This window comes from Exobacillus caeni, assembly GCF_005747095.1.
Classification (GTDB): domain Bacteria; phylum Bacillota; class Bacilli; order Bacillales; family Guptibacillaceae; genus Exobacillus; species Exobacillus caeni.
The window spans coordinates 96,638-120,621 of sequence record NZ_SWLG01000010.1 but is presented as its reverse complement, the minus strand read 5'-3'; the positions used below and the strand labels follow the sequence as shown (position 1 = coordinate 120,621).

Genomic DNA, 23,984 nt, shown 5'->3' with positions numbered 1-23,984 from the left:
AACTTCAATTACAGCTGAGGTGCCGCAACAACTCCAGGATCTTCAACTATTGCACCATTTAGTTTAACAAGGAAAGAGACGCTAATTAATTAATGATGCCGTTCTCTTGAAGAAACCTATACATATTAACTTTGTAATAAAATAGAGGGAATTAATGAAGATTATGGAACTTATTTATAGATTTAAAGAGAAAAGGAGAAATAAAAAGTGAGCGATCAAATAATACCAGCGTTAATTGCTTTTGTAGTTGTTGCAATTTTATCTCCACTATTAATTGCTGTTTTGAGAAAACTTGGGCTCCTTCAGCCGATAAGAAAAGAACTTCCTTCAGATCATCAGTTAAAAAAAGGCACTCCGTTAATGTTTGGAATTATTCTATTTGTAGGAATTATAATATCAATTCTTTTTTCACCTACTCCATTAATGTATTTCTTGTCTATTACCTACATTCTTTTTAGTTTTGTTGGGTTTTTGGATGATTTTTGGAAAGCTTCTCGTCAAGATCCATTAGGGGTATCGAGTAAGACCAAACTTATTTTTCAATTTATTTTTACTGGTACCTTGCTTTTTTACGCAATCAATGAAATAGGCGTAGACACCAACATTGATATTTATAAAAATATATCCTTAGGTTTTCCATTGGTCTTATATGTCATAGTCATCACCTTATTTGTCGTAGGTTCTGCAAATGCCATAAATTTCACGGATGGTTTAGACGGTCTTTTAGGAGTTGTTGCAATCCCTTCATACTTTTTCTTTTTTATGGTTTCAGACAGACCAGAGGTGCAACTTTTTTGTTTAATTATGATTGGATGTTTACTCGGCTTTCTCATTTATAATATATATCCTGCCAAAGCTTTTATGGGGGATACGGGATCATTAGCTATTGGGGGATCACTCTCATTTCTTGCAGTTATTGAGAAAGTTGAAATTTTAATTCCCGTTTTGTTCTTTGTATACATTGCTGAAGAACTTTCAGTTATTTTACAAGTTACTTCCTTTAAACTTACTCAAAAGCGTCTTTTTAGTTTCACACCGATTCATTTTCATTTCGGAAAAAAATATGGGTGGTCTGAAAATAAAATTGTTACCGTTTTTGGATTTATTTCTTGGTTTTGTGCTCTAATCTGTTTTGCTTATTGGAGACTTCTTCTAAATCCATAAGTAAAGATATAATTATTCCAATGAGTATTAGAGGCAGCCAGGCAATGCACAATGCAAATAAAAAATACCCGAGTCGAAAATCTGCTAACACATAAATTGATGTACTAATCAATACCCCGATAATTAAATAAACGGAGAGGATCTCCATTTCATCATCGAACTCCTTTTTAATATTATAAAAAGGTGCACTTGTAGGGGTGCTATATTTAGGCATAATATCAATATTATTTCTTCGAATTAAAGGATTTTTTAATTTACATAGCAACCCTTAATTCAATTAGAAAATTTCTTCACCCTCTTTATTTAAAACGGTGTATCCCCTCATCTATGTAAACTATCATATAACCCAACAATCCTGCCCTTTATCTTAATAAAGGCAACCTTACTGCCTAATCACATAGATGTAAGAAGAATTGAAAATAACCAGGAACAAAGCATACAAGCCCCCAAAATTACTACCACGAAGGATAGCATATTTGCTGCTAATCCAATTTCCACCCTAAAAAGAACATATGTACCGATCAAGACTCCGAATAAGCCTGGTGATATCCAGAAGGCACTTGCTAAAAGAGGGTCTAGGTCAACTAAATGATCAGTTCTATAAATTAACAAAAACAACATCTGGGACAGTAAAGACAAAACAACTAGAGCATACCAAACATAAACATTGTTCAAATACATCATCCTAATTTAAAGTATCTTTTTAAATTTAACTGTTTTTTCACTAAAAATTGTACCATAATTTGGGTACTCACCCTGGGTAAGATTCTTTTAAACTGTCAATAATCCTGATAACTTGTTAATTGGTGGGATATAAAATGCTGCTATCCGAAGCCTGAAAATCCTATGAAGCAGACAAATGAATCAAAGGTTTTTCACTCAACTCTAAAAGCATACAAGCTACAAGTAACTTACTGAAACGTTATTTCAACCCGGGCAGGAATCAATAAAGAAATTTATCCTCATCAACTGAGACACAGTTATGCTTCTCACTTATGAAACAACGGTGCTCTGATTTAAGCAATCCAAAGTAAGGGGCACGAAAAGAGTGAACCGACGCGGATTTATGCTCAGTTAAGCGGAAAGCTGATACTGGATTCCTACCGAAAATTCTTTTAATTAAAAAGCAACGCTTTAATTTGCGTTGCTTTTCAACTCTCGCATTAACTTTCTAATTTTTTTATTTTTGATATAAACCACTTACATAGGACACCTATTACAAAATATATTGGAAATGAGTATATGTGGCGCCAATTATTTAATTCATAAATTCTTAACCATGCTGCAAGTGGTTCAAAAATGAAAGCTAAAAAGAAAGATGTTATCACCATTAAAATGAAAAATGATTTTCGCGAAGATGAGTATTGGTAAATAATCATATAAATAAATGGTAAATGCCCAATATCAATAGCTAAAATAGGAGGAATTAAAGGTGTCAACATATTTGGGTAACCCCATAACACATATGATACGCCTATTATATCAAGTAAGATCACTAATGTAGTCACTAAAAAACCGTATAAAAGTATCTCCATCATTCGAGATTTGTCCAATAAAAGCCACCATAAAATTAAGAATAATATCATTGTAATAAGAAGGAACCACCAAGAAAAAGAAAATAAATTGTGGTGAAGCCAATAATCAAGGTTGGTTTCTTTTAATTTTAAACGTAATTTTAAAACATCATTCCATTCTGCAGTATATACCATAAAATTCATATAACACACTCCTATACAATAAATAGTGTGTGCTTTCTTAGTTTATTTTAAAACACATATAACTACTTAATCTATTCTGCCCGTCAGTTGAGTAGCTTACCCTCAATTTTCATTGTCCAAAACTATGTAAAGTGGCTCTTCAATAATAAAAAATTGACGTGCTAATTTGTATTTAAATAGCACGTCAATTTTACTGTCACTTACTGTTCAAAACGGAACCCGTTAGACTTATAGTTACCTGTCTCTCTCCGTTTAGCAATATCCATATGAACATTAATACAAGTCCATCTAGTTAAAATGTTGGAGGTGCTTGACACTTTGTTTTTGAGTCATCCCTGCTTACAATAAGATATTCGGTTTGATCCTGGCAACCTCATCCGGTTAATGGAAACTACTCCTCCTGCTCTTCTTTTTCTCCAATATAAGCCATTACTGTATGGCACTCGGGACAGAGTTTGAATGGTTCTGATTTCAGTGGTTCAGCCTGGGCTCCGCATTCAGGGCACTGGTGCTCGAACATTCTCAACAACTCCTTCTCATTTTTGTAGGAAGATGCGAATCTTTACGTTTAAAGCCTCTTTAAGATTCTTTGATGAGAAACGTTAGATGTTCAGCTTTTTTATTAAGCCATTTATTCAGTCCAACCGTCATCATCTCCTCCCAGGAATTGAAGTCGGTGTTTTCATTAATAAATTCATCCCAATAATGGTCTGCAAGATCCTCAAAAGCCTCCTTTGATGAAAAATCCCAGGGGCTTTCCTCTAAAAAGCTATCAATAGAAGAGAATTTAGTATATTTTTGCATGAAAGTAACAGGAAACAGCTCTCTCATTAACGGAAGAAACGTTTTCTCGTTATCATTAATCGCCTTTTGCAGCCTGTTAAGGTCTGTTTCGATTTCATATAGCCTGTTTAACTTACTGACCATGTTTTCACCCCTTGAGAACTTTCTAAAGTAATACCCCCGTTTAAGTAACCATATATCTAATTAACCAAATTATTATAAACAGGTAATATAAAGGTAAGAAACACAATGAATATGTAAGAAGTTTACTGATCCAGGAGAAGAAAAAAGCATGTCTCGCTTAGTTGTTCCATTTTCTAATATATTAAAAACCGGCCAGGGAATTTTTATCCCAGCCGGTTTTTTGCCATTCTAAAGCCTTCTCTTCATCTTTTATTGTTCAACAGGAACGTTAGCCTGTTTCTTTGCATATTCGATCACAGCTTTTCCAAGTGTTTTGGCAGCAACAAGCATCGCTTTTTCACTGATTTTAAATTTAGGATGGTGGTGTGGATACGTTTTTTCCCATTCCGGATCGCCTGCTCCAGTGAAGAAGAACGTTCCTTTTACATGCTGCAAATAATAAGAGAAGTCTTCTCCACCCATTTGCGGAGCTGCTTCGTATACGTTTGTCACTCCAGGTACAGATTCAGCTAGCCCTGCAACGAATTCCGTTTCCTCCGGATGGTTCACACACGCAGGATAACCCCGCACAAACTCATACTTATAATCAGCATCTGCAGAGAGGCATGCTCCTTTTACGACACGCTCGATTTCTGCTTCCACTAAATTACGAACATCTTCTTTAAACGTCCTGGCAGTTCCTGTTAGCTCAACAGTGTCAGCGATAACGTTGAACGCATTTTTCGCAACGAAGTTCCCAACGGAAACAACGGCTGATTCAAGTGGATCAACACGGCGTGCCACGATCTGCTGCAGGTTAGTAACGACCTGGGAAGCGATCACGACAGAATCCTTTGTTAAATGTGGCTGTGCACCATGTCCCCCCTGCCCCTGGATCGTAATATGGAACCGGTCTGCTGCTGCCATCGCCGGGCCGGATCGGAAGCCTACTTCACCAACATGTGCGTTAGCCCATAGGTGCGTGCCAAAGATCACATCGACGCCTTCCAGGCAACCGTCTTCGATCATCGCGATCGCACCGCCCGGCTGATACTCCTCAGCGTGTTGATGGATAAATACGATCGTACCTTCAAGCTCGTCCTGCATTTTGTTAAGCGCTTTTGCCAGAATCAGCAGTTCAGCAGTATGGCCGTCATGGCCACATGCATGCATCACACCATCCACTTTGGACTTATGGGGAAGATCTGTTTCTTCCTTGATCGGCAGTGCGTCAAAGTCAGCGCGTAGGGCGATGGTCGGTCCAGGTTTTCCACCTTTTAGTTTTGCAACAACGCCTCGTCCTCCCACTTCAGTCCGAACTTCGTGCCCTAGCTGTGTGTGGAAGCTTGCGATGAACTTAGGGGTTTCCACTTCTTCGAAAGATAGTTCAGGATGCATGTGGAGATGGCGGAAAACTTCCACCATTTCATCGTACAATTGATCAAGCTGCTGATATAGTTTTTCCATTTATAAGACACCATCCTAATAATTATTTGTTGAATATAAATCTGGTGAATTACTTTGTTGTTTTTTGTGATGCTATGAAATTATAGGACATCTGTTCCGCTATTTGCTTAAAAGCAGCTATTTTTCCAGTATTTTAGGACATCTGTTCCGCTATTTGATCAAAAACTGAGTGAAACAGCATTGAAAATCTAAAATAAAGGATCATATGTCCTATAAAAATTGAAATCAAGCATTATTTCACACATTAGCGGAACAGATGTCCTCTTACGACGGAAAACCAGATTACTAGTTCACTACCGCCTGCTCTTTAACGTCTTTCGAAACATAGCATTCGCCCTCTTTAAAAACTTTAACGACCTTGCGCAAAGCTGAAATATCCTCAAGCGGGTTACCCTTGACTAGCAGCAGGTCTGCGAGCTTTCCTTCTTCGACAGTTCCTGTTTTGCTGTCGATTTTCATCGCCTCTGCTGCCACTTTTGTTGCTGAACGAAGGACGTCATCATTTTTCATGCCGTTCTTTACCATCAGTTCAAGCTCTGTTACAAAGTCGCCGTGCCTGTTAAATGGCGTTCCTGCATCTGTTCCGGCAGCTATTTTTACGCCTTTTTTGTAAGCTTGATAGAAGCTCTTCTGATGGTCATCCATTACTCGCTCTGATTTTTGTACAGCGTGTTCTGGTATTCCCGCTTCAAGTCCATACTCTACGATGTTAAACGGAGCGGCAAGCGTCGGGACGAGGAATGTGCCCCGCTCCAGCATCATATCGATCGCTTCGTCATCTAAGTAAATGCCATGTTCTACCGTTGTAATCCCGGCGCGGATCGCATTCTTGATCCCTTCCACACCCTGTGCGTGTGCAGCAGTTGTTTTGCCTGCGTTCGTCGCCTCAGTACAGGCGCATCGCAACTCATCTTCACCAAGCTGCGGAGAGTTCGGGTCTACCCCTGGTGTCATTACTCCTCCAGTCGCCATCAGCTTTAGGAGGTCTGCCCCTTTCTTCAACTGGGTACGGGCCGCTTTACGGACTTCATCGACACCGTCCGCTTCGATCGCCATCGTATGCCCGTGGCCGCCTGTCATAACGATCGGTTCACCAGAAGCAACGATCCGCGGGCCTTTTACGACCCCTTTCTCAATCGCTTTTCTTAGCGCGATATCAACGTTGTCTTTCGATCCGACATTACGGACTGTAACGACGCCGCTTTCGATTTGTTTTTGAGCGTTGCGGTATGCTTTATAAGCATCATCCGCTTCCGTGTTTCCAAGAGCATCTGCAAAAGGATCGGCGTTTCCGTCCATGGTGAGATGAACGTGGCAGTCGATCAGGCCTGGGACACATGTTAGTCCCTCGCCATCGATCACCTGGTCGGCATCCGCATCTTCCGCTTTATCTCCGATTGCTAAAATCTCTTTTTCATCAAAAAGTATAGTAGTCTTTGTTAAATCAGAGCCAGTTCCGTCGAACAGCTGGATATTCGAAATTTTTGTCTTCATATGTCCCTCCATCACAGGAAAATTTTTAAGCCTTTATTACGAGAGAGTGCCCATCAGAACGCTTGCGATGACAATGGAAGCGATCGTTACGGTTGTAAACCCGCCAACCAGCATAGGAGACAGGATTTCATTAAAGATATGTTCCTGCTCTTCTTTCGTTTCGCCAACACTTCGGCTTACTTCCTCACAAACAAGATAGTCGCCAGGAAATCCGTACATAGCTGTTAGCGCAACCGGAATTCCTTTTGTAACATCCCACTTTACTAGCTTTGATCCAACGTATCCTCCGAGAATGATACCTGCAGCACCAATCAATAGAATCGTGAATACTGCCGGCAGGTTTTGTAAGAACAACCCGAACGTTACTTGATTCATAGAAGGAATGATAACGAAGATAACACCGACCATCCCTACCCCAAAGGAATTCGCGCGTTCCATCATCTTGTCACGATAGAAACCGCTTAATGTTCCTACTAAACCGATCACAAGCGCCCAGATACTGTAGTGAACACCTGTAAGGCTTCCGGCTACAACTGCGATCGATCCACCGAAAAACAATTGGAAAAGCAAGATAGATGGCGTAGCATACCGATCTGGAATCCAGCTTTTCTTAGCTGGAGCTTCTTCCGTATTTTCTTTCCTTCCAACCGGTTCATACTGAACTGCCGCTTCAGCTGTTGCAGCTACGAATGGCTTATTTCCCATTTCCGCCTTCACCTTTACGGCATAACGGCGCAGGAAGTGCGTTGTCAAAGGAAGCCCGATTAAACTTTGAAGAGAAAGGATAAGAACAGGAATCGTTACAAGAGCTGTTAAGCCTAACGCCTGAAGTTTTTCTGAAGTTACAACAAAGGCAATGATTCCACCCGTCAGCGGCCCGGTTCCTGCTGCAGCGGTTTTATAACCAAAGATCGGAGACACTGTTAACAGGATTGTTCCAGCAGCAATAATGATACCTAGTAATGCGATGATAACCGACTTATACTGCTGTCTGATAATTTTCATCGGAATAAGTGTACCCATGTGGACGATTAAAGGAGCGATCAATACTGCTCCAACTGTTGAAAACGTCGAGTTCGCAACAAGATCCTGCGGAAATACGCCTACCCACAGTAAGACAAGATATCCTAATAAAACTACCAATAGCATCGGTACTCTCGCTCTGGTCTTGATAGATACCACTTCACCAACCGCAATCAAAGCAAGAATGATCATCGTGGCAACAACCGGTTCATTTAACAAATAAATCCCTTCCCCTCAAATCATTTTTTAGATTCGTTTTTCCCTTTTTATCCCCTTAGACAAGTTCTACTTCTTTCTTTACAGCCACACCGTTTTTATAACGTTTTCCGCCGACATACACCTGCTTGATGTTGTTTGTGTCTAACAGAACAGAAATATCTTGGGCCGGATTGCCGTCGACCACGATCAAGTCTGCAAGCTTACCGGTTTCAATCGTTCCTACTTCTTCACCAAGACCGATTGCCTCTGCAGAGATTTTCGTTCCGGAGACAATCGCCTCCATCGGTGTTAAACCAACCTCATTCACTAGTAACTCGAGCTCTAACGCATTACCACCATGATCAACAGGATCACAACCGGCAAAATCCGTTCCTGCTGCTATCTTCACACCGGCGGCATAGGCTTTTTTCATGTTCTGGATATGAAGGTCATAATATGTCTTTGCTTTCTTAAGTCCAAATTCCGGAACGCCGTACTCGGCACCTTCCTCAACGATCCTCTTCACGATGGCTAACGTTGGAACAAGGTATGCATCATTTTGGAGCATCAATTCTATTCCTTCCTCATCGATCAGGATACCGTGTTCAATCGTTTTTACTCCGGCTTTCAATGCGTTAATGATTCCCTGTGTGCTTTGTGCGTGTGAAGCAACATACGAGCCTACAGCTTCTGCTTCGTAAACAATCGCCGCGATTTCCTCTACGGTTAATTGAGGAGAGCGCGGGTCATCTTTTTCCGAGAGAACTCCACCGGAAGAACAGATCTTGATGAAGTCTGCACCGGCACGGAACTGTTCACGTGCTGCTTTACGGCAATCATCCACACCATCGCAAGTACGGTTCGTATTAAATTCCGGTGGGAGCATATGTATGTCACCATGTCCGCCTGTTTGTCCCAAAATTTTGTAAGAAGTCTTCACTCTGGGACCTTCATACACTCCGTCCTTGATCAGATTTCTTATGTGAAGTGCGACCTGGCTTCCAACATCACGGACTGCGGTTACGCCGGCATCAATAAGCTTGGGTAAATCTTTTAATGCTCGTCCCATCTGCACTTCGGTCGGTTCAAGCGCTGCCATCATCAAGTTCAGGTTCTTCACCCCGACAAGGTGGACATGGGCATCGATAAGACCAGGCATGATCACTTTGCCATCGAGATCAACAACTTCCTCATCATCAGGAACGGGGATTGTATCGGCAGGGCCGACTGCAGCTATCTTTTCTCCGTCTATTAAAACGCCTGCATTCTCTATGACTCTCCCACCATTCCCATCGATCAACAAACCGCCTTTTAAGAATATCTGATTTGCCATCTTTTTCCCCTTTCAAAATAATTAAAATTTTCTGTAAGTTTATCCTATTAACGCATGTGAGTCAATGACTTTTATTAAAAAATTTTTTTAATTCTAAAAATTTGTCAAATAACAAAAGGATGGGAAAATTCCCATCCTCTCTGTAAAAGATCACCTATATTTTGGTTATCCAGCAGTTGCTCTAACTTCTAATCGGGTTACCCCTTTCCCTTTGTTTTTCACTTTATCTAATACTACTCCTTCGATCTCCTTTGTTTCTCCTATATGGGTGCCGCCACATGCCTGTTCATCGATCTCGCCTATTTTAACAAGACGGATATCCTTTACAAAAGCAGGTATGAGATTTACGACCGTTTTAATCGCTCCTGAGATTTGTTCCGCTTCTTCTCTTGGCAGCACCCTGGAACTGATCGGATGGTTAGCGTGGATTTCGTTGTTTGCCTGTTCTACGATTCGGTCAAGGTCTTCTTTTTCCAGTGAGTGGATTTCCGTTAAATCGATCCGTGCACGGTCAGGGTATATCTGGTTTCCCGTACATAATGATCCGTATTCTTTGTTAAAGACACTCGCAAGAACGTGAAGCAGGGAGTGATGTTTCATAAGGCTGTACCGACGATTCCAATCGATAACCGCAGTCACTTCTCCTTCTTCCAGCCCCTCTGGATCTTTTACATAATGGACGATATCTCCCTTTTCCTTCTTCACCTTGCTTACTTCATATTCCCGCCCGTTTTGTACCAGAAAGCCTGTGTCATGCTCCTGCCCGCCGCCGGTTGGATAAAAAACAGTCTGATCCAGTTTCACTTTATTTCCTTCCACTTCCACAATATTTGCGTTGCATTCTTTCAGGTAACTGTCTTCTAAAAATAGTTCTGCCGCCATTTGTCTCCTACCTTTCTTCTTTCCATTTCATTTTTAACCTAGGATAACATAATCGAACAAAAAGTTAACAAAAAATTGTTATAATTATAAAAATTTTGTTATTTGTATTGAATTTTTTGAATATTTAATCTTATAATGGCTTTACTATACTTTTTTACAAGGAGGCCTTTTACTTGCTGATCGAAGACAAACTTAAAGACCTTGGATATGAATTCCCGGACTCTCCTGCTCCCCTTGCCAATTATGTGACGGTAAGAAAAAGCGGGAAGCGGATCTACACCTCGGGATCTGGTCCAATTGTTAACGGAATCCCCAGCATCCAGGGCAGGGTTGGAAGTGAAGTAACCCTTGAACAAGCATATGAAGCAGCAAGATTAACAGCGGTGAATTTACTAAGTATGGTTAAATCAGAAATCGGTGACCTCAGTCGAATCCGAGTGGTCAAGTTGTTGGGCTTTGTAAACAGCAGTCCGGATTTTTTTCGACAGGCGGAAGTCATCAACGGTGCCTCGGACCTTTTTGTAGAAGTGCTTGGTGAAAACGGCAAACACGCAAGATCTGCAATCGGTACGAGTGTACTCCCTTTTAATATCCCGGTAGAAATCGAAATGGTAGCTGAAGTAATTGATAAATAGGAGGAATTAAACGTGATCGTTACATTGAATGAAATTAGACAAGCCCGTGCTAACCTTGCTGGTGTTATTAACCAAACTCCCCTTCAATACTCTAAGACTTTTTCAGATATCTCTGGAAATCAGATCTATCTAAAGCCTGAAAACCTTCAAAAGACTGGATCCTTTAAAATCCGCGGTGCCTATAATAAAATCGCCAACCTCAGCGAAGAAGAGAAAGCAAACGGTGTCGTTGCCTTTTCGGCAGGGAACCACGGAGCCGGAACCGCATATGCCGCCCAGCAGGCAGGGATCAAAGCGACAGTCATCATGCCCGAGAACCCTGTACTGAGCAAGAAAAACGCGATCACACAGCAATATGGCGCAGAAGCGATCGAATACGGAACAGACTCTATCGCAATGTTCAACAAGGCGCTCCAGATCAAAGAAGAAGAAGGACGCGCCATGATCCACCCATTTGATGATCCGTTTACAATCGCCGGACAGGGAACGATCGGTTTTGAAGTGCTTGAGGAACTTCCGGAAGCAGATGCGATCATCGTCCCTGTCAGCGGAGGCGGACTGATCTCCGGAGTCGCTGCAGCCGTTAAAGAACTGAAACCTACGATAAAGGTGATCGGCGTTAACACAGAGGGTGCTACTGCCATGTATACCTCCCGTAAAATGGGAACGCCGACAGAAGTAGAAGTCAATACGATAGCTGACGGCTTGATGGCCAAGAAGCCAGGCGATTTAACCTTCGCACATACTGAGAAATATGTGGACGATCTTGTTCTCGTTTCCGAAGAAGAAATCGCCAACTCTGTCGCTTTTCTTGCTGAAAGAGCAAAGCTTGTCGTCGAGCCTTCAGGTGCAGCAGCAATCTCAGCAATGCTTTATCATCATACAAACCTTAAAAATAAAAAAGTCATCGTGATGGTGAGCGGCGGTAATATCAGTTTCGAACTCTACCAGGCACTCATCCAGAAATACAATGAAAAAACCTATGCGGGGGTATGAGGATGAAAACAAAGATTACGAATATCAGGCTGGTTACCTGTGCCGGTGATGAAGTAATCGAAAATGGTGAGATCCTGTTCGACGAGTCTGGAATTCTCGAGTACGACCTTCAAATCGAAACGGGAGCTGACGTTGAAGTGATCGACGGTGCTGGGCTTACAGCGCTACCCGGTCTCATCGACTGTCATGTGCATCTTGGGATGGATTGTTCACCAGATCCTTTTAAACAGATCGCACAGGATGATGAATCCCAGACAGCCCACCTCGCACGAAAACAGGGACAGGAATTTTTGAAAAACGGGATCACGACTGTCCGGAATCTCGGTACCCGTTACAACGCGGACATCAAGTACCGAAAGGCCATTGAAGCCGGCCAGGCGACTGGACCAAGAATATTTGCTGCAGGGCGTCCGATTGTCATGACTGGCGGCCATGGCCACGTGATGGCGATCGAAGCTGATGGGGAAGCAGAAATCAGAAAGGCTGCAAGGTCACAGCTTAAGGAAGGCGCCGACCTGTTGAAGCTCATGGCGACAGGCGGAGTTCTGACAGAAGGAAATGAACCAGGTTCCACTCAGTTAAGCGAACAGGAACTAAGCTGTGCCTGCCAGGAAGCACGAAACGCAAACAAGACCACTGCTGCGCATGCGATCGGAAACGAGGGAATCAAAAATGCGATCCGGGCAGGCGTTACGACGATCGAACATGCTTACCTTCTCGATGAGGAAGCTGTTACTCTAATGAAAGAAAAAGGCACGTTCGTTGTCCCTACGTTAATCGCACCTACGCTTATTCTTGACCATACAGAAGGCATCCCTTCGTACATGATCGAACAGGTAAAAGAGCTGATCGAAGACCACCGCGTAAGCTTCAAGATGGCTCATGCTGCAGGTATCCCGATCGCAGCGGGAACAGACGCCGGTACACCTTACAACTATCCCGGCTTACTGGCAGATGAACTTGCGCTGTATGTAAACGAAGGAATGACCAATCTAGAAGCAATCCAATCTGCCACGATAACTGCTGCCAGAACCGTTAAGGCCGAACAACTCATCGGGTCTTTAGAAAAAGGGAAAAAAGCCGATATCATTCTTGTAGATGGTAATCCGCTGGAAGATATCGTAAAGTTAAAAGAGATCAGATCAGTATTCCTCGGCGGAAAGGCTGTCTACAAACAAGAAAAAGTTACATCATCCCAACGAGTGGAGTTGAGCACATGATAACTGAAAAACAAACGATACATCCTTTGTTAAAACCTTATATCTCAGTAGCTGAAGGGATCGCAAAGACCTTTGGCGACTTCTGTGAGGTAGTTCTCCATGACCTCACAGACTATTCTTCTTCGATCATCGCTATTTTTAACGGCCATGTGACAGGGAGAAAAGTCGGTTCCCCGATCACTAACCTTGGACTAGAAATCATTAAAAAGGGACTGAACGGCGAAGATAATCTCATAAACTATTCCAATACGTCCCATCTTCAAAAGCCCATCAAATCCAGTTCGATGATTATAAGAGATGAGGCTGGAAACATCATTGGCTGCCTGTGCATCAATATCGATACCGCTTACTTAAGAGTAGCTAATTCGATCATCGAGAATTTGATCTCGATCGAACCGGCTAACCAGAAACAAGAAGAGTTCTCTCCATCCATCAATGATTTACAGGAACAGCTTATCAACGAAGCGATCGATAAAATCGGAAAGCCGATCTCGCTCATGGATAAGGTGGAACGTGAAAAGTTCATTTCTTACCTGGATGATAAAGGTCTGTTTCTTATCAAAGGAGCCGTACAGACCGTGGCCGATCTTCTGAAAATATCCAAGTATACGATGTATAACTATCTGGATAAAGCTGCTAAAGAGGTTGATTAATAATAGTTGAGTTTCTCAAGATGTTGTTTTGTAGCGGTAACATCTTAGAAAAAACAACTTTTCATCTTAAATACCACCAAAATAAACCACCGTTTTTTCGGTGGTATTTTGAGTGTGAATCAAGCTGTTTTATTATTCTTCTTAACGAAAGATCCCAATAGTTTAACAAAAACATGTAAAGTTGGAGATGGAATTCATTTAAAGTCCCACTCAATATTTATCTGATTTTCTCCGCCAACTCTAAAATAATTCCCTCTGGGCCACGAACGTAGCATAACTTATAATTTCCTTCATATTGCTGTATCTCACTAAAGATTTCTGTGCCTTTCTTTTTCAACTTAGCAACAATAGCTTCAATATCTTCAACAGCAAAACAAATATGCCGAATACCCAGCGTATTTGCAAAAGGTTGCTCAATACCTTTTGCGTCTGTTGGCGTATAAAATTTCACTAACTCTATCCATGCGTGACCATTTGGCATCCCCAATCCTACACACGACGTTTTAACATTATCAAGCCCAACTATTCTGTCCAACTGTTCTCCATCCAATTCCCATTCCACTTTCACTTCAAGTCCTAAATCAAGAAAAAACGCTTTAGCCTCTGAAAGATCATTTACGTTAATACTCACATGATCTATTCTATTGATCTTCATATTCCATACCTCCTAAGTTCCTGTTATTTTCAACACCTGTATCCGTGTATGGTTTATTTGAAATTCTATTTCAGAGAAAGATATCCTTCTTTAACAATGCTGTAGTTACTAGTTACAACAAATCAGCAATTACAAGAAAAAAACAAAGAGTCTGATTTATTAGCTAAATCAGACTCTAAAACAATTTTTTTTTGTTTTTGTACATCAAAACAGACCCGTTACCTAAAAAATATCTCCATAATATGTTCTAGTTCTTTCAATCAAAGCCAGATTCTTTCTGTTATATTACCCGAGTCGTAACGACCCCGTTAATTTCTTTGACCTGTTCTTCCAATCTCAAGACCTTATCTCCATCGACCTCATTTTCAATATCGATCATCGTGTAGGCGTATTCCCCGCGGCTTCTGTTCACCATGTCCGCGATGTTTAGATCAAAGCTTGAGATGGCTGAAGTCATTTGACCGACCATGTTCGGGACGTTTTGATGGAAAGCTGTAACACGGCGCTTCCCTGTATATGGAATGGAAGCATTCGGGAAATTGACGGAGTTCCGGATGTTTCCTGTTTCCAGAAAATCCTTCACCTGGCGGGCTGCCATGATCGCACAGTTTTCCTCTGATTCACTTGTCGAAGCACCAAGATGCGGGATCGGCACGACGTTTTTCATCTTCAACACATTTTCATTCGGGAAGTCAGTGATATACTTTCCGACTTTTCCACTTTCAAGGGCAACTGCCATATCGTTTTCATCCACAAGCTCCCCGCGTGAGAAGTTCAGAATATGAACGCCAGGCTTCATGATATTGAACACTTCTTTGTTAAACATTCCTCCTGTTTTATCCGTGAAAGGAACGTGGACCGTAATATAATCAGAATAAGCAAAAACCTCTTCGAGCGACATCGCGCGCTGCACGTTGCGAGACAGGTTCCAGGCTGTATCAACCGAGATGAACGGGTCATATCCGATAACATCCATGTCTAAATCAAGCGCATCGTTCGCTACAAGCATTCCGATCGAACCAAGGCCGATGACACCGAGTGTTTTGCCTTTGATCTCTTTTCCAACAAAATTCTTCTTTCCTGCTTCTACAAGCTTTGGAATCTGGTCTCCTTCATCTTCTAATGTCTTCGCCCATGCCACACCATCGAAAAGGTTACGGGATGAAGCCATCAGTGACGTCAGGACAAGTTCTTTTACAGCGTTCGCATTCGCGCCAGGCGTATTAAAAACGACGATACCTGTATCCGTACATCTGTCGACCGGAATATTGTTCACACCGGCTCCGGCCCTTGCGATCGCTTTTAACTCAGGGCCAAAATCCATCGCGTGCATGTTAGCACTTCGAACAAGAATAGCATCGGGATTGTCTGAATCACTATCTACCCTATACTTATCCTTGAAGACGTTCAGGCCGTTCTCTGCGATGTTGTTCAACACTTTGATGTTTTTCACTTTCTCTAATACTGTTGTGCTCATAATGGTTTCCCCTCTTTCTGTTTATGTTCTTTCTCACTCCTGAATCCAAATCACTAAACAAAGGTACCTACCATCCGAGAAACATTTTGAAGTTATGGATCAGCTATTATCCCCTCCAAATATACAGAAAGAGGCAAGGGATCATAGATCCCTTACCTCTGCCCAGGCGAACGACTTCGAAACTATGTGCTCCCTCGCGGTAATCCGCGTGCGCCAGTTACACATAGCCTTTAATTTTGTTTTATTTTAACAGACTACCACGCAGCCTTCAACCTGTAATCTCAAAGTTTTTTGTAAAGTTTACTGTTCTCTCTAATTGACATTTATAAAAACAGGACATATGCTCAAAGTTACTATCATTTAAGAAGTTACACTATTCCTGTTCTTCGTGGCATTTATCGCTATTAAAGCGAAGATTCCTACAATCATGACACAATACGTAACATTTTGCGCGATACCGACTATATCTCGCCAGCTTGGGGGACCATTTATAAACAACTGCAACAGTAACCCAGCTGGAACAACCAGTAAAGCAAAAGCGTTTCTTTTTACAAGAAAACCTACTCCACCGCCAACAGATCCACCTACAAGCGAAGCCGCAAACCATATCATATATGTACTGATCTGTGTTTCACCAACTACCGTTCCTTCCGAAATAATCAAAATATTACTCATAACAAAGTATACGGATATTGCAAAGACAGTATAAACTGTGCCGAATATAACACCTTGCTTTAGATTTCTTCCAAAAAGGCCACCTGCCACCATCGCATAAATAAACCACATCGGCAGTGAATTAATCATTACCGCAAAATAGGAAACGATAAACTCCGAAACTGTAACACCATTCCCCATGTATGGCAGGTTATCAGATAAAACCGAAAAATAACCAACTATTAAACTAACAACAAGTGTAAAAACAGAAAACGATTTCCAATTCCCACTATATTTCCGTACCATCCAAATTCCCCTTCTGCAATCTATCTTTGAAGACATCACGACCACTTGTAAATTTTTCCCTATCGTTATTTTATCACACAGGTATTATAGAGTGGTGTTGCTTTTCTTTCATAAAAAAACTGCCTGTCACCTATCGAAACAGACAAATGACAGACAATCATAATGGATTGAAAGGAAAAGGATTCTCTTTTTCGTTCTCTAGAGTCATTTTATCAATAGCAGCAAAGCCGAATAGGAAATAACCCCGATCGCGAACGCCCCAATACTGCTCTTTCTTTCTTCCGGCAACTCTTCTTTGATAACATTCAGGATGATACTGCCTCCAAGGAATGCTACCAACATGGAAAGCAGGAATTCACTGACTTCCGTAAATACACCGATTACCCAGCCCACTATAATCGCAGCCGAGAGGAGCCATCTTCCATATTTATCGTATGCATCGCGATGGTCAACCCTCAGGTTATGGTCTACCGTTACAAAATGGACAACCAGCGCAATGAAATAAAGAACCATCCCCTGGACACTATCAGGGTTGTCCCTTACTAACAAATAACCGATCAATGCATTGTAAACAAAAAACGAAGAAATATGGATCCAGAACACGCTTGAATCTGCTCTCTCAGGATTCTTATCATCCCTTTTCTTAGCGGTTTTCACCATACGGTCAAGCGCATAAAAAAGAAACAGCCCCGCCAACGCGAACAAATAGGCATGATTGGACAGGTATCCCATCGCCCCTTTTTCCGACCCCTCAAACGTTTTCTGCGATTCGCTGATCTCCGGCAGCAAATGCAAAAAGACATAAGCCACCGCTACCCCTCCGGCAACCGACAAGTATTTACTGCGGGGAATATAAGTGATGAATCTCATATTTTTAGAGAAAAAGTGTATGAGTGAAAAAACGATTACAAAAATAAAACTTAGCAATAACATGACAGACTCCTTTTATCCTGTTTTAATAGGTATATAACCTTAAAGAGTTGGGATAAAACGAGTTTGACTTTGATGGCACTCAAACTAATAATTAGGCCACCTTTCCTAAAAGGTGGCCACTACTCGTCTAAGTTTTTTACAATCTAGACCAAAGACTGTTGAAACAAAGTTTCAACAGTCTTTCATTACTCTCTATTTAATAACTTCTAACGGCTCGACGTTTCCCAGTTTTATCTCCGGGCTCTTTTTATTCGGAGCTGCCCATTTCACGGCGTTGCTGATAACCTTTTGAATCTCTTTTTGGTAGTAGGTCGGGTAGGTTTCGTGCCCAGGCCTGAAATAAAAGATCTTCCCTTTCCCCCGTTTGTACGTACAACCGCTTCTGAACACTTCGCCGCCGGAGAACCAGCTGATGAAGATTAATTCTTCCGGCTGCGGGATTCCGAATCTTTCCCCGTACATTTCTTCTTTCTCAATTTCGATCATTTCCGGAAGCCCGTCTGCGATCGGATGGCTTTCGTCTACTATCCATATTCTTTCTTTATCGTCCGCTTCCCGCCATTTTAATTCTCCGGTTCTTGTCCCCATCAGCACGTGGAAGATTTTACTGCCGTGTGCCGAGTGCAACGGGATGAATCCCATGCCGTCCAGGACCCTGTTCTTCACTCTTTCTACGATCTCATCGCTTACTTCGTCATGTGCGAGATGTCCCCACCAGACCAATACATCTGTCTCAGATAACACTTCCTCTGTCAGTCCATGCTCCGGCTCATCCAATGTGGCTGTCTTTACTTCAAAGTCCTCTTTTAAGAAAGACGCTAACGCTTGATGGATTCCATCCGGGTAAATTTCCTGCACATCAGGATTTTTTTGTTCATGACGATTTTCATTCCATATCGTTACCTTGATCATGTTGAACACTCCTCTGGTTTTATTTCTTATCTACTAAAATCTTTTTTTCTAGATCCGCTGATTCCAACACTCCGTCGATGACCTTTTGAACCTCATAGCCGTCTTTGAAATCTGGCATATTTCCGTTTACCGCTTGATCCTTCGCTTTGCTTTCGATAATTCGATCGGCCCACTTCCAGATTTCGTTAGACTCTGTCAGGCGCCAGGGACGGAATCGTTCTTCAGCAGGTTCCGCATCATCTTCCCATTTCTGGACGCCTTCGACAGCAACTTCCTTCCAGCTCCCGTTCCCTGTCGCATACTGCAGCTGAATGCCCAATTCACTTGAGAGAAGCTGGATCGCCCCTTCGCTGCCGTTAAAAGACAACTCTATCGTCTGGTTCCTGTTTCCCTGGGAAGCGATCCAGCTTGTAAAAAAGGAACCATGAATGCCGGATGGGAACCTGGCTTTGAAAAAGGCAGAATCAACCGATTGGTCGCTCTCCTTCATGTCATGGAACCCTTTTAATTTCCCCTCGTGAAGATAGGAAAGAGAAGCTTGCACGCTCTCGATATTTTCCTGTAAAACATATTGAACCAAATCGATCAAGTGGGATCCCAGATCAGCGAGAACACCACCGCCTCCTCCAATGGCTCTTGTGCCGCGCCAACCAGGAGGACCCGCAAGGCCATATGCACCTGTGTACTGAAATCTTCCTTCATAGACCTGGCCGATCTTACCGTTTTCCAGCATTTCTCTCAGTTTTTTAACAGCCGTATTCTCTCTATACGTAAAGTTGACCGCATGAACGATGTTATTTTGTTGAGCAGCCTCCAGCATCGATCTCGCTTCCTCCTGATCCATCGCCAGCGGCTTTTCACAGATAACATGGATTCCCCTTCTGCAGGCTTCTATCGCGATTTCCATATGGGATTCATTCGGGGTGACGATGCACAGCCCGTCCAGGTCTTCCTTTTCCAGCATCTCTTTGTAAGATTGATAGCTCTTCTGGATGTTATATTTCTCCGCCAATCTACTAGCACTGGTTCCACTGGCACTGCAAATAGCCTGGAGTTGGATGTTCGGATGTTGTTCAAGAATAGGAAGATACCATAGTTCTGTAAATGAACCCGCGCCAGCTATCCCGATCTTCAACCTGGTTTCAACCATGTAACCATCCCCTTCTTAATCTATTTGAATCATGCGGCCACTTTCCGCCGATTCGATGATCCGCTCAAGAACCTTCTGATTTTGATAGCCGTCATAGAAATCAGGGGTTCCTTCTTGTTTAGCTCCTGCCACTAAATCAGCAAAGTCCTGCAGCTGCTGCCTTTTATATTTATCTGAAACCTTCTTCGTTACAAAACTTGCACCCTCTTCTTTGTTTTCGATGATGCATATATCGATTTCATAAGGACGTTCACAGTTCACATGGAGCGTTCCTAAATCTCCGTAAACGGTCACTTCATGCTGATTGCCTGAACCGATAGCATTTCTTGTCGTGATAAAGTTGGCAGGAATATTGTTATCGAGAACTGCCATAAAACTCGCATAGTCATCAACCTGGACTTCCTTCATTTCCCCGCTCACTGGACTTTTCCTTTCATGAACAAAGGTATCCATCATAGCGGAAACAGACTGGAATTCCCCGATCATATAACGAGCGATATCGATCATATGCGCTCCGAGGTCACCAAGCGCCCCTGTTCCTGTGTATGGTTTATCGAATCGCCATACAAATGGCATCTCATAGATCGGGGCACCGAACGATTGCAGATAACGGACCGCAACATGGCGGACCCGGCCGATCTTTCCTTGCTGAATAAGCTCCCTGGCATACCGGAACGAAGGCGTATAGCGATAAGAAAATCCGACCATGCACGGAATCGGTTGCTTTTCATAACGCATCTTCAGTTCTTCTGCTTCTTCAAAATTCAACGTAAAAGGCTTTTCAGCGAGGATCGGCTTCTGATGTTTGATACATAACTCGATCACTTTAGCATGAAGATGGTTTGGAACGATTGAGATCACCGCATCCACATCACCATCTGATATAAGCGCTTCCATATCATTGAAGCGTTTCTTTTGGTCGATGCCTTCTTTGTCACCTACCGTATTCAACAATTCCTCATTCACATCGCAAAGCGTACCGATATCCAGCTGGTCTAGCTCTGAAATCATCGTGCGATGGGCATTGGCCATTCCGCCTAGACCGATCAATCCGATCTTTATCACATCATTTTTAATCATGATAATCCCCCTTTTCCTATATTGTAAAAGGAACCGTTGAGGAGGAAAACAAGGAAAATGTAAACGCTTAATTAAAGACACCTTCTCAGGAATATAAAACACTAATTCTTAGATAGAACACAAAAAAGGCAGCAAATCCATTGGACTTGCCGCCTGTTATCTTCTTTCACTATTTTAAAAGGTATACTCTTGTCTCATATGGCTTCAAATCTAGAGAAGAAAGACTATCATTTTCTTCAAATCGATAGTTTTCAATCAGTACTTCTGCAGAGTTATAGGTGATATTTTCAGGCAGCCTGAAAGTTGCTTCTTCACCAGTGAAGTTACATATCACAACTAGTTTCTCGTCTTCCAGCGTACGAGTATAGGCATAGATAGAAGGATGGTCCTCCAGAATAAGATCATAGGTACCATAAACAATGATTTCATGCTCTTTGCGAAGCTTGATCAGCTTCTGGTAATAAGAAAAGATAGAATCAGGATCTTTCAATGCATTTTCTGCATTGATTTCCCTGTAGTTAGGATTAACCTTCAGCCATGGCGTCCCGGTCGTAAATCCTGCGTTTTTGCTGTCATCCCATTGCATCGGAGTCCGAGCGTTATCCCGTCCTTTTATATAGATCGCATTCATAATTTTGTCATGGTCTTCATTGCCTTCTATTACCTTTTCCCTGTACATGTTATGGATCTCGATATCGTTATAGTCTTCAAGGGAGTCGAATCTTACATTCGTCATACCAAGTTCTTCTCCCTGGTAGATATATGGAGTCCCCTGCATCATATGAAGGAATGTGCCCAGCATTTTCGCGGATTCCACTCGATATTCGGTATCGTTTCCGAAGCGGGAAACCATCCTCGGCTGGTCATGGTTATTCAGGTAAAGGCTGTTCCATCCACGGCCTTCCAGCTCTTTCTGCCACTTGGTCATAACCTGTTTCAAATCAGCCAGCTTCCATGGTTTCACATTCCACTTTCCTCCGGGCCCAGAATCAAGATCCATATGTTCGAACGTGAAGATCATATTCAACTCTGTTCCTTCATCATTCGCATAACGGGCTGCATCCTCAGGTGATGCACCAGGGCATTCGCCGACCGTGATCATATCATATTTTGAAAGGACTTCCCTGTTCATTTCCTGCAAATATTCATGGACGCGGGGGCCGTTCATGAAAAACTCCCCGCCCCAATCATATCTTTTGCCACCGGGAGCACTCGGCAATCCGTCTGCCTTTGAGATCAAGTTGATCACATCCATGCGGAAACCATCGACACCTTTTTCAAGCCACCATGTCATCATGTTATAGATTTCTTTTCTTAGTACTGGATTTTCCCAGTTAAGGTCAGGTTGCTTTTTACTGAAAAGATGAAGGAAATATTCTTCTGTCTGTTCATCATACTGCCAGGCGGAACCACTGAAAAATGACGTCCAGTTGTTCGGCTCCTCGCCATCTTTTCCAGGGCGCCAGATATAGTAATCCCTGTACTCGTTATCTTTTGATTTACGGGACTCAACGAACCAGTTATGTTCATCAGACGAGTGATTGACAACAAGGTCCATCATCAGTTTCATTCCACGGCTGTGGAGGCCGTCCAATAATTCCTCCCAATCTTTCATCGTTCCGAACTCATCCATAATGTCCTGATAATCACTAATATCATATCCGTTATCATCATTAGGAGATTTATAGACCGGAGACAGCCATACAACATCGATGCCAAGTTCTTTTAAATAATCAAGCTTTAACGTAATTCCTTTTAGATCTCCTATTCCATCTCCGTTACTGTCATTGAAACTTCTTGGGTAAATTTGATATACTACGCTTTCTTTCCACCATTTCTTGTTCATCGGTCTACTCCCTTTCTATGGAGCTAGCAGTTTATCTATCTCTTCTGCCGCTCGTTTTAAACCTTCTTCTGCACTTATTTTCCCTGAAAAAATCCGGATAAAATATTCGGTATAGATGGAATTGATCTCATTCCATTCAGGCACAGGCGGCCTCAGAAATGTCTTATCGATACTTTTAATATAACTTTCATAAAAGGGGTAATCTTTAACGATTTTCGCCATCTCGACGTTCTTGTTTGTAGGCAGCACTCCCGCTGTCAGCAATAACCTCTGCGGTGTTTCCGTCGTCATCCACTTGATAAATGTCCAGGCTGCTTCACGATGCGCGGACCCTCTTGTTATGACGGCATTCTCTCCCCCGAGCACTGAGGTGTATACAGTATTGCTCGGAAAAGGTGCTGAGATGGTTTGTTCTTTCAGCAGCTTAATATCATACATCGTACGGACACTGTAAAACCAGGGACCTTCGTCAATCATAAAATACTTTCCAGCTCTAACATTTTGCCATGTCGCAGGATAACCTCCCAATAATTCCTGAGGAAGATTTCCATTGTTATAGAGTTGTACAAGCTTCTTCACCGCTGCCACACTTTCCTCACTGTCAAAATAACCGGAAGCCTGCGTAAACTGGGGGCTCAACAATTTCCCGCCAAGCCCGTAGAAATAAGGTAAACTATTCCACGGAGATACGTCACTGATTCCGAGCGTAAGATTATGCTCTTCTATGATTTCAAGCAACTCATCCATCGTATCCGGCAAATCTTTCAATCCGAGCCGCTCTACGGTATCTCTATTATAGATGGCTGCTTTCGTATTGGTATTAAGCGGCAGTCCATAATAGCTATCTTCATACCGGTTTGATTCCAGCGGAGGGAGATAAAAACGGTCTTTTATCTCTTCAAAATCATCGAAATCACTCACTGGGTACAATAACTTAAGATCCGCGAACTTGGGAAGCCATGTAATATCCATCCTAATAATATCCGGCGTGCGATTGACTGAAGCTCTGGAGATCAATGCTGACATCAATTGCTCATTATGCGGCTGCCGCACCGGCTTTATCTCAATATCCGGAAATTCTTCCTCAAACAACGGAATGACTTCATTCTCGAATATTCTCGTTTCCTCATCACTATAGGTATGCCAGATTTCGATCTGTTCCTTCGAATCTTCTTTTAAAATGGGTTCCGGGTCGTTATTTTCAATGATCCTTTGATTCGTACAACCTGCAATGAAAAACACAGTAACAACGAACAGCGATAGTTGGAATCGAAGCATAATC

22 protein-coding genes, 1 pseudogene and 1 riboswitch are annotated in these 23,984 nt (G+C 42.3%); of the genes and pseudogenes, 6 read left to right on the top strand and 17 right to left on the bottom strand.

The features are described 5' to 3' along the window. Nucleotides 1-207 precede the first annotated feature (207 nt). Nucleotides 208-1,164 carry a phospho-N-acetylmuramoyl-pentapeptide-transferase gene (mraY, locus tag FCL54_RS15045; RefSeq protein ID WP_138127555.1) on the top strand — a complete coding sequence of 319 codons (957 nt, stop codon included), beginning with the start codon at nt 208-210 and terminating at the stop codon, nt 1,162-1,164. 924 nt (nt 1,165-2,088) lie between these two features. Then, nucleotides 2,089-2,283, top strand: a pseudogene (locus FCL54_RS24445) (tyrosine-type recombinase/integrase); the annotation flags it as partial. Nucleotides 2,284-2,327: 44 nt separating this feature from the next. Here FCL54_RS24445 and FCL54_RS15035 read toward each other — a convergent pair. The 8 genes from FCL54_RS15035 to FCL54_RS15005 all read right to left on the bottom strand — a co-directional run bounded on the left by FCL54_RS15035 (nt 2,328) and on the right by FCL54_RS15005 (nt 10,185). Then, nucleotides 2,328-2,882 carry a CBO0543 family protein gene (locus FCL54_RS15035; RefSeq protein WP_138127554.1) on the bottom strand — a complete coding sequence of 185 codons (555 nt, stop codon included), beginning with the start codon at nt 2,880-2,882 and terminating at the stop codon, nt 2,328-2,330. 391 nt (nt 2,883-3,273) lie between these two features. Then, nucleotides 3,274-3,402 carry a hypothetical protein gene (locus FCL54_RS24645; RefSeq protein ID WP_281281384.1) on the bottom strand — a complete coding sequence of 43 codons (129 nt, stop codon included), beginning with the start codon at nt 3,400-3,402 and terminating at the stop codon, nt 3,274-3,276. A gap of 59 nt (nt 3,403-3,461) precedes the next feature. After that, the gene (locus tag FCL54_RS15030; protein ID WP_138127553.1) at nt 3,462-3,809 is read right to left on the bottom strand and encodes a hypothetical protein; all 348 of its coding nucleotides are present in this window, start codon (nt 3,807-3,809) and stop codon (nt 3,462-3,464) included. A gap of 249 nt (nt 3,810-4,058) precedes the next feature. Further along, nucleotides 4,059-5,255: a M20 family metallopeptidase gene (locus tag FCL54_RS15025; RefSeq protein WP_138127552.1), complete on the bottom strand. Its 1,197-nt coding sequence runs from the start codon at nt 5,253-5,255 to the stop codon at nt 4,059-4,061. A gap of 285 nt (nt 5,256-5,540) precedes the next feature. Then, nucleotides 5,541-6,749, bottom strand: a complete 1,209-nt coding sequence (locus FCL54_RS15020) for a metal-dependent hydrolase family protein (RefSeq protein WP_138127551.1) — start codon at nt 6,747-6,749, stop codon at nt 5,541-5,543. A 36-nt stretch (nt 6,750-6,785) separates the two neighbouring features. After that, nucleotides 6,786-7,991, bottom strand: coding sequence for a hypothetical protein (locus FCL54_RS15015; RefSeq protein WP_138127550.1), 1,206 nt, complete (start codon nt 7,989-7,991; stop codon nt 6,786-6,788). 55 nt (nt 7,992-8,046) lie between these two features. Continuing rightward, nucleotides 8,047-9,303 (bottom strand): metal-dependent hydrolase family protein, encoded by a 1,257-nt coding sequence (locus FCL54_RS15010; protein WP_138127549.1) that lies wholly within the window; start codon nt 9,301-9,303, stop codon nt 8,047-8,049. Nucleotides 9,304-9,468: 165 nt separating this feature from the next. After that, nucleotides 9,469-10,185: an alanyl-tRNA editing protein gene (locus FCL54_RS15005; protein WP_138127548.1), complete on the bottom strand. Its 717-nt coding sequence runs from the start codon at nt 10,183-10,185 to the stop codon at nt 9,469-9,471. A 173-nt stretch (nt 10,186-10,358) separates the two neighbouring features. On the opposite strand from FCL54_RS15005, the gene FCL54_RS15000 reads away from it, so the two are divergent. The 4 genes from FCL54_RS15000 to FCL54_RS14985 are packed head-to-tail and all read left to right on the top strand — an operon-like array spanning nt 10,359 to nt 13,689. Then, the gene (locus FCL54_RS15000) at nt 10,359-10,820 is read left to right on the top strand and encodes a RidA family protein (protein ID WP_138127547.1); all 462 of its coding nucleotides are present in this window, start codon (nt 10,359-10,361) and stop codon (nt 10,818-10,820) included. 12 nt (nt 10,821-10,832) lie between these two features. Then, nucleotides 10,833-11,816: a threonine ammonia-lyase gene (locus FCL54_RS14995; RefSeq protein WP_138127546.1), complete on the top strand. Its 984-nt coding sequence runs from the start codon at nt 10,833-10,835 to the stop codon at nt 11,814-11,816. A 2-nt stretch (nt 11,817-11,818) separates the two neighbouring features. Further along, on the top strand, nt 11,819-13,036 hold the full coding sequence (locus FCL54_RS14990; protein ID WP_138127545.1) for a metal-dependent hydrolase family protein: 1,218 nt from the start codon (nt 11,819-11,821) through the stop codon (nt 13,034-13,036). Next, nucleotides 13,033-13,689: a helix-turn-helix transcriptional regulator gene (locus FCL54_RS14985; RefSeq protein WP_138127544.1), complete on the top strand. Its 657-nt coding sequence runs from the start codon at nt 13,033-13,035 to the stop codon at nt 13,687-13,689. The genes FCL54_RS14990 and FCL54_RS14985 overlap by 4 nt, the downstream gene beginning before the upstream one ends. A gap of 217 nt (nt 13,690-13,906) precedes the next feature. Here the strand turns inward: FCL54_RS14985 and FCL54_RS14980 are convergent, their stop codons facing one another. From FCL54_RS14980 to FCL54_RS14940, 9 genes are all read right to left on the bottom strand, one after another. Next, nucleotides 13,907-14,344: a VOC family protein gene (locus tag FCL54_RS14980; protein ID WP_138127543.1), complete on the bottom strand. Its 438-nt coding sequence runs from the start codon at nt 14,342-14,344 to the stop codon at nt 13,907-13,909. Between the two features lie 280 nt (nt 14,345-14,624). Then, nucleotides 14,625-15,821, bottom strand: coding sequence for a phosphoglycerate dehydrogenase (locus FCL54_RS14975; RefSeq protein WP_138127542.1), 1,197 nt, complete (start codon nt 15,819-15,821; stop codon nt 14,625-14,627). 153 nt (nt 15,822-15,974) lie between these two features. Continuing rightward, nucleotides 15,975-16,052, bottom strand: a riboswitch (ZMP/ZTP riboswitch). A 129-nt stretch (nt 16,053-16,181) separates the two neighbouring features. Then, on the bottom strand, nt 16,182-16,781 hold the full coding sequence (locus tag FCL54_RS14970; protein WP_138127541.1) for a hypothetical protein: 600 nt from the start codon (nt 16,779-16,781) through the stop codon (nt 16,182-16,184). Nucleotides 16,782-16,985: 204 nt separating this feature from the next. Continuing rightward, nucleotides 16,986-17,714 carry a ZIP family transporter gene (locus FCL54_RS14965; protein ID WP_138127540.1) on the bottom strand — a complete coding sequence of 243 codons (729 nt, stop codon included), beginning with the start codon at nt 17,712-17,714 and terminating at the stop codon, nt 16,986-16,988. 192 nt (nt 17,715-17,906) lie between these two features. After that, entirely contained in the window at nt 17,907-18,626 is a 720-nt protein-coding gene (locus tag FCL54_RS14960; protein ID WP_138127539.1) for a ThuA domain-containing protein, read from the bottom strand. A 19-nt stretch (nt 18,627-18,645) separates the two neighbouring features. Continuing rightward, nucleotides 18,646-19,776: a Gfo/Idh/MocA family protein gene (locus FCL54_RS14955; RefSeq protein ID WP_138127538.1), complete on the bottom strand. Its 1,131-nt coding sequence runs from the start codon at nt 19,774-19,776 to the stop codon at nt 18,646-18,648. Between the two features lie 15 nt (nt 19,777-19,791). Further along, the gene (locus tag FCL54_RS14950; protein WP_138127537.1) at nt 19,792-20,856 is read right to left on the bottom strand and encodes a Gfo/Idh/MocA family protein; all 1,065 of its coding nucleotides are present in this window, start codon (nt 20,854-20,856) and stop codon (nt 19,792-19,794) included. Nucleotides 20,857-21,025: 169 nt separating this feature from the next. Then, the gene (locus FCL54_RS14945; protein WP_138127536.1) at nt 21,026-22,702 is read right to left on the bottom strand and encodes a glycoside hydrolase family 13 protein; all 1,677 of its coding nucleotides are present in this window, start codon (nt 22,700-22,702) and stop codon (nt 21,026-21,028) included. Nucleotides 22,703-22,717: 15 nt separating this feature from the next. Next, entirely contained in the window at nt 22,718-23,980 is a 1,263-nt protein-coding gene (locus FCL54_RS14940) for an extracellular solute-binding protein (protein WP_171016865.1), read from the bottom strand. Between the last annotated feature and the right edge of the window lie 4 nt (nt 23,981-23,984).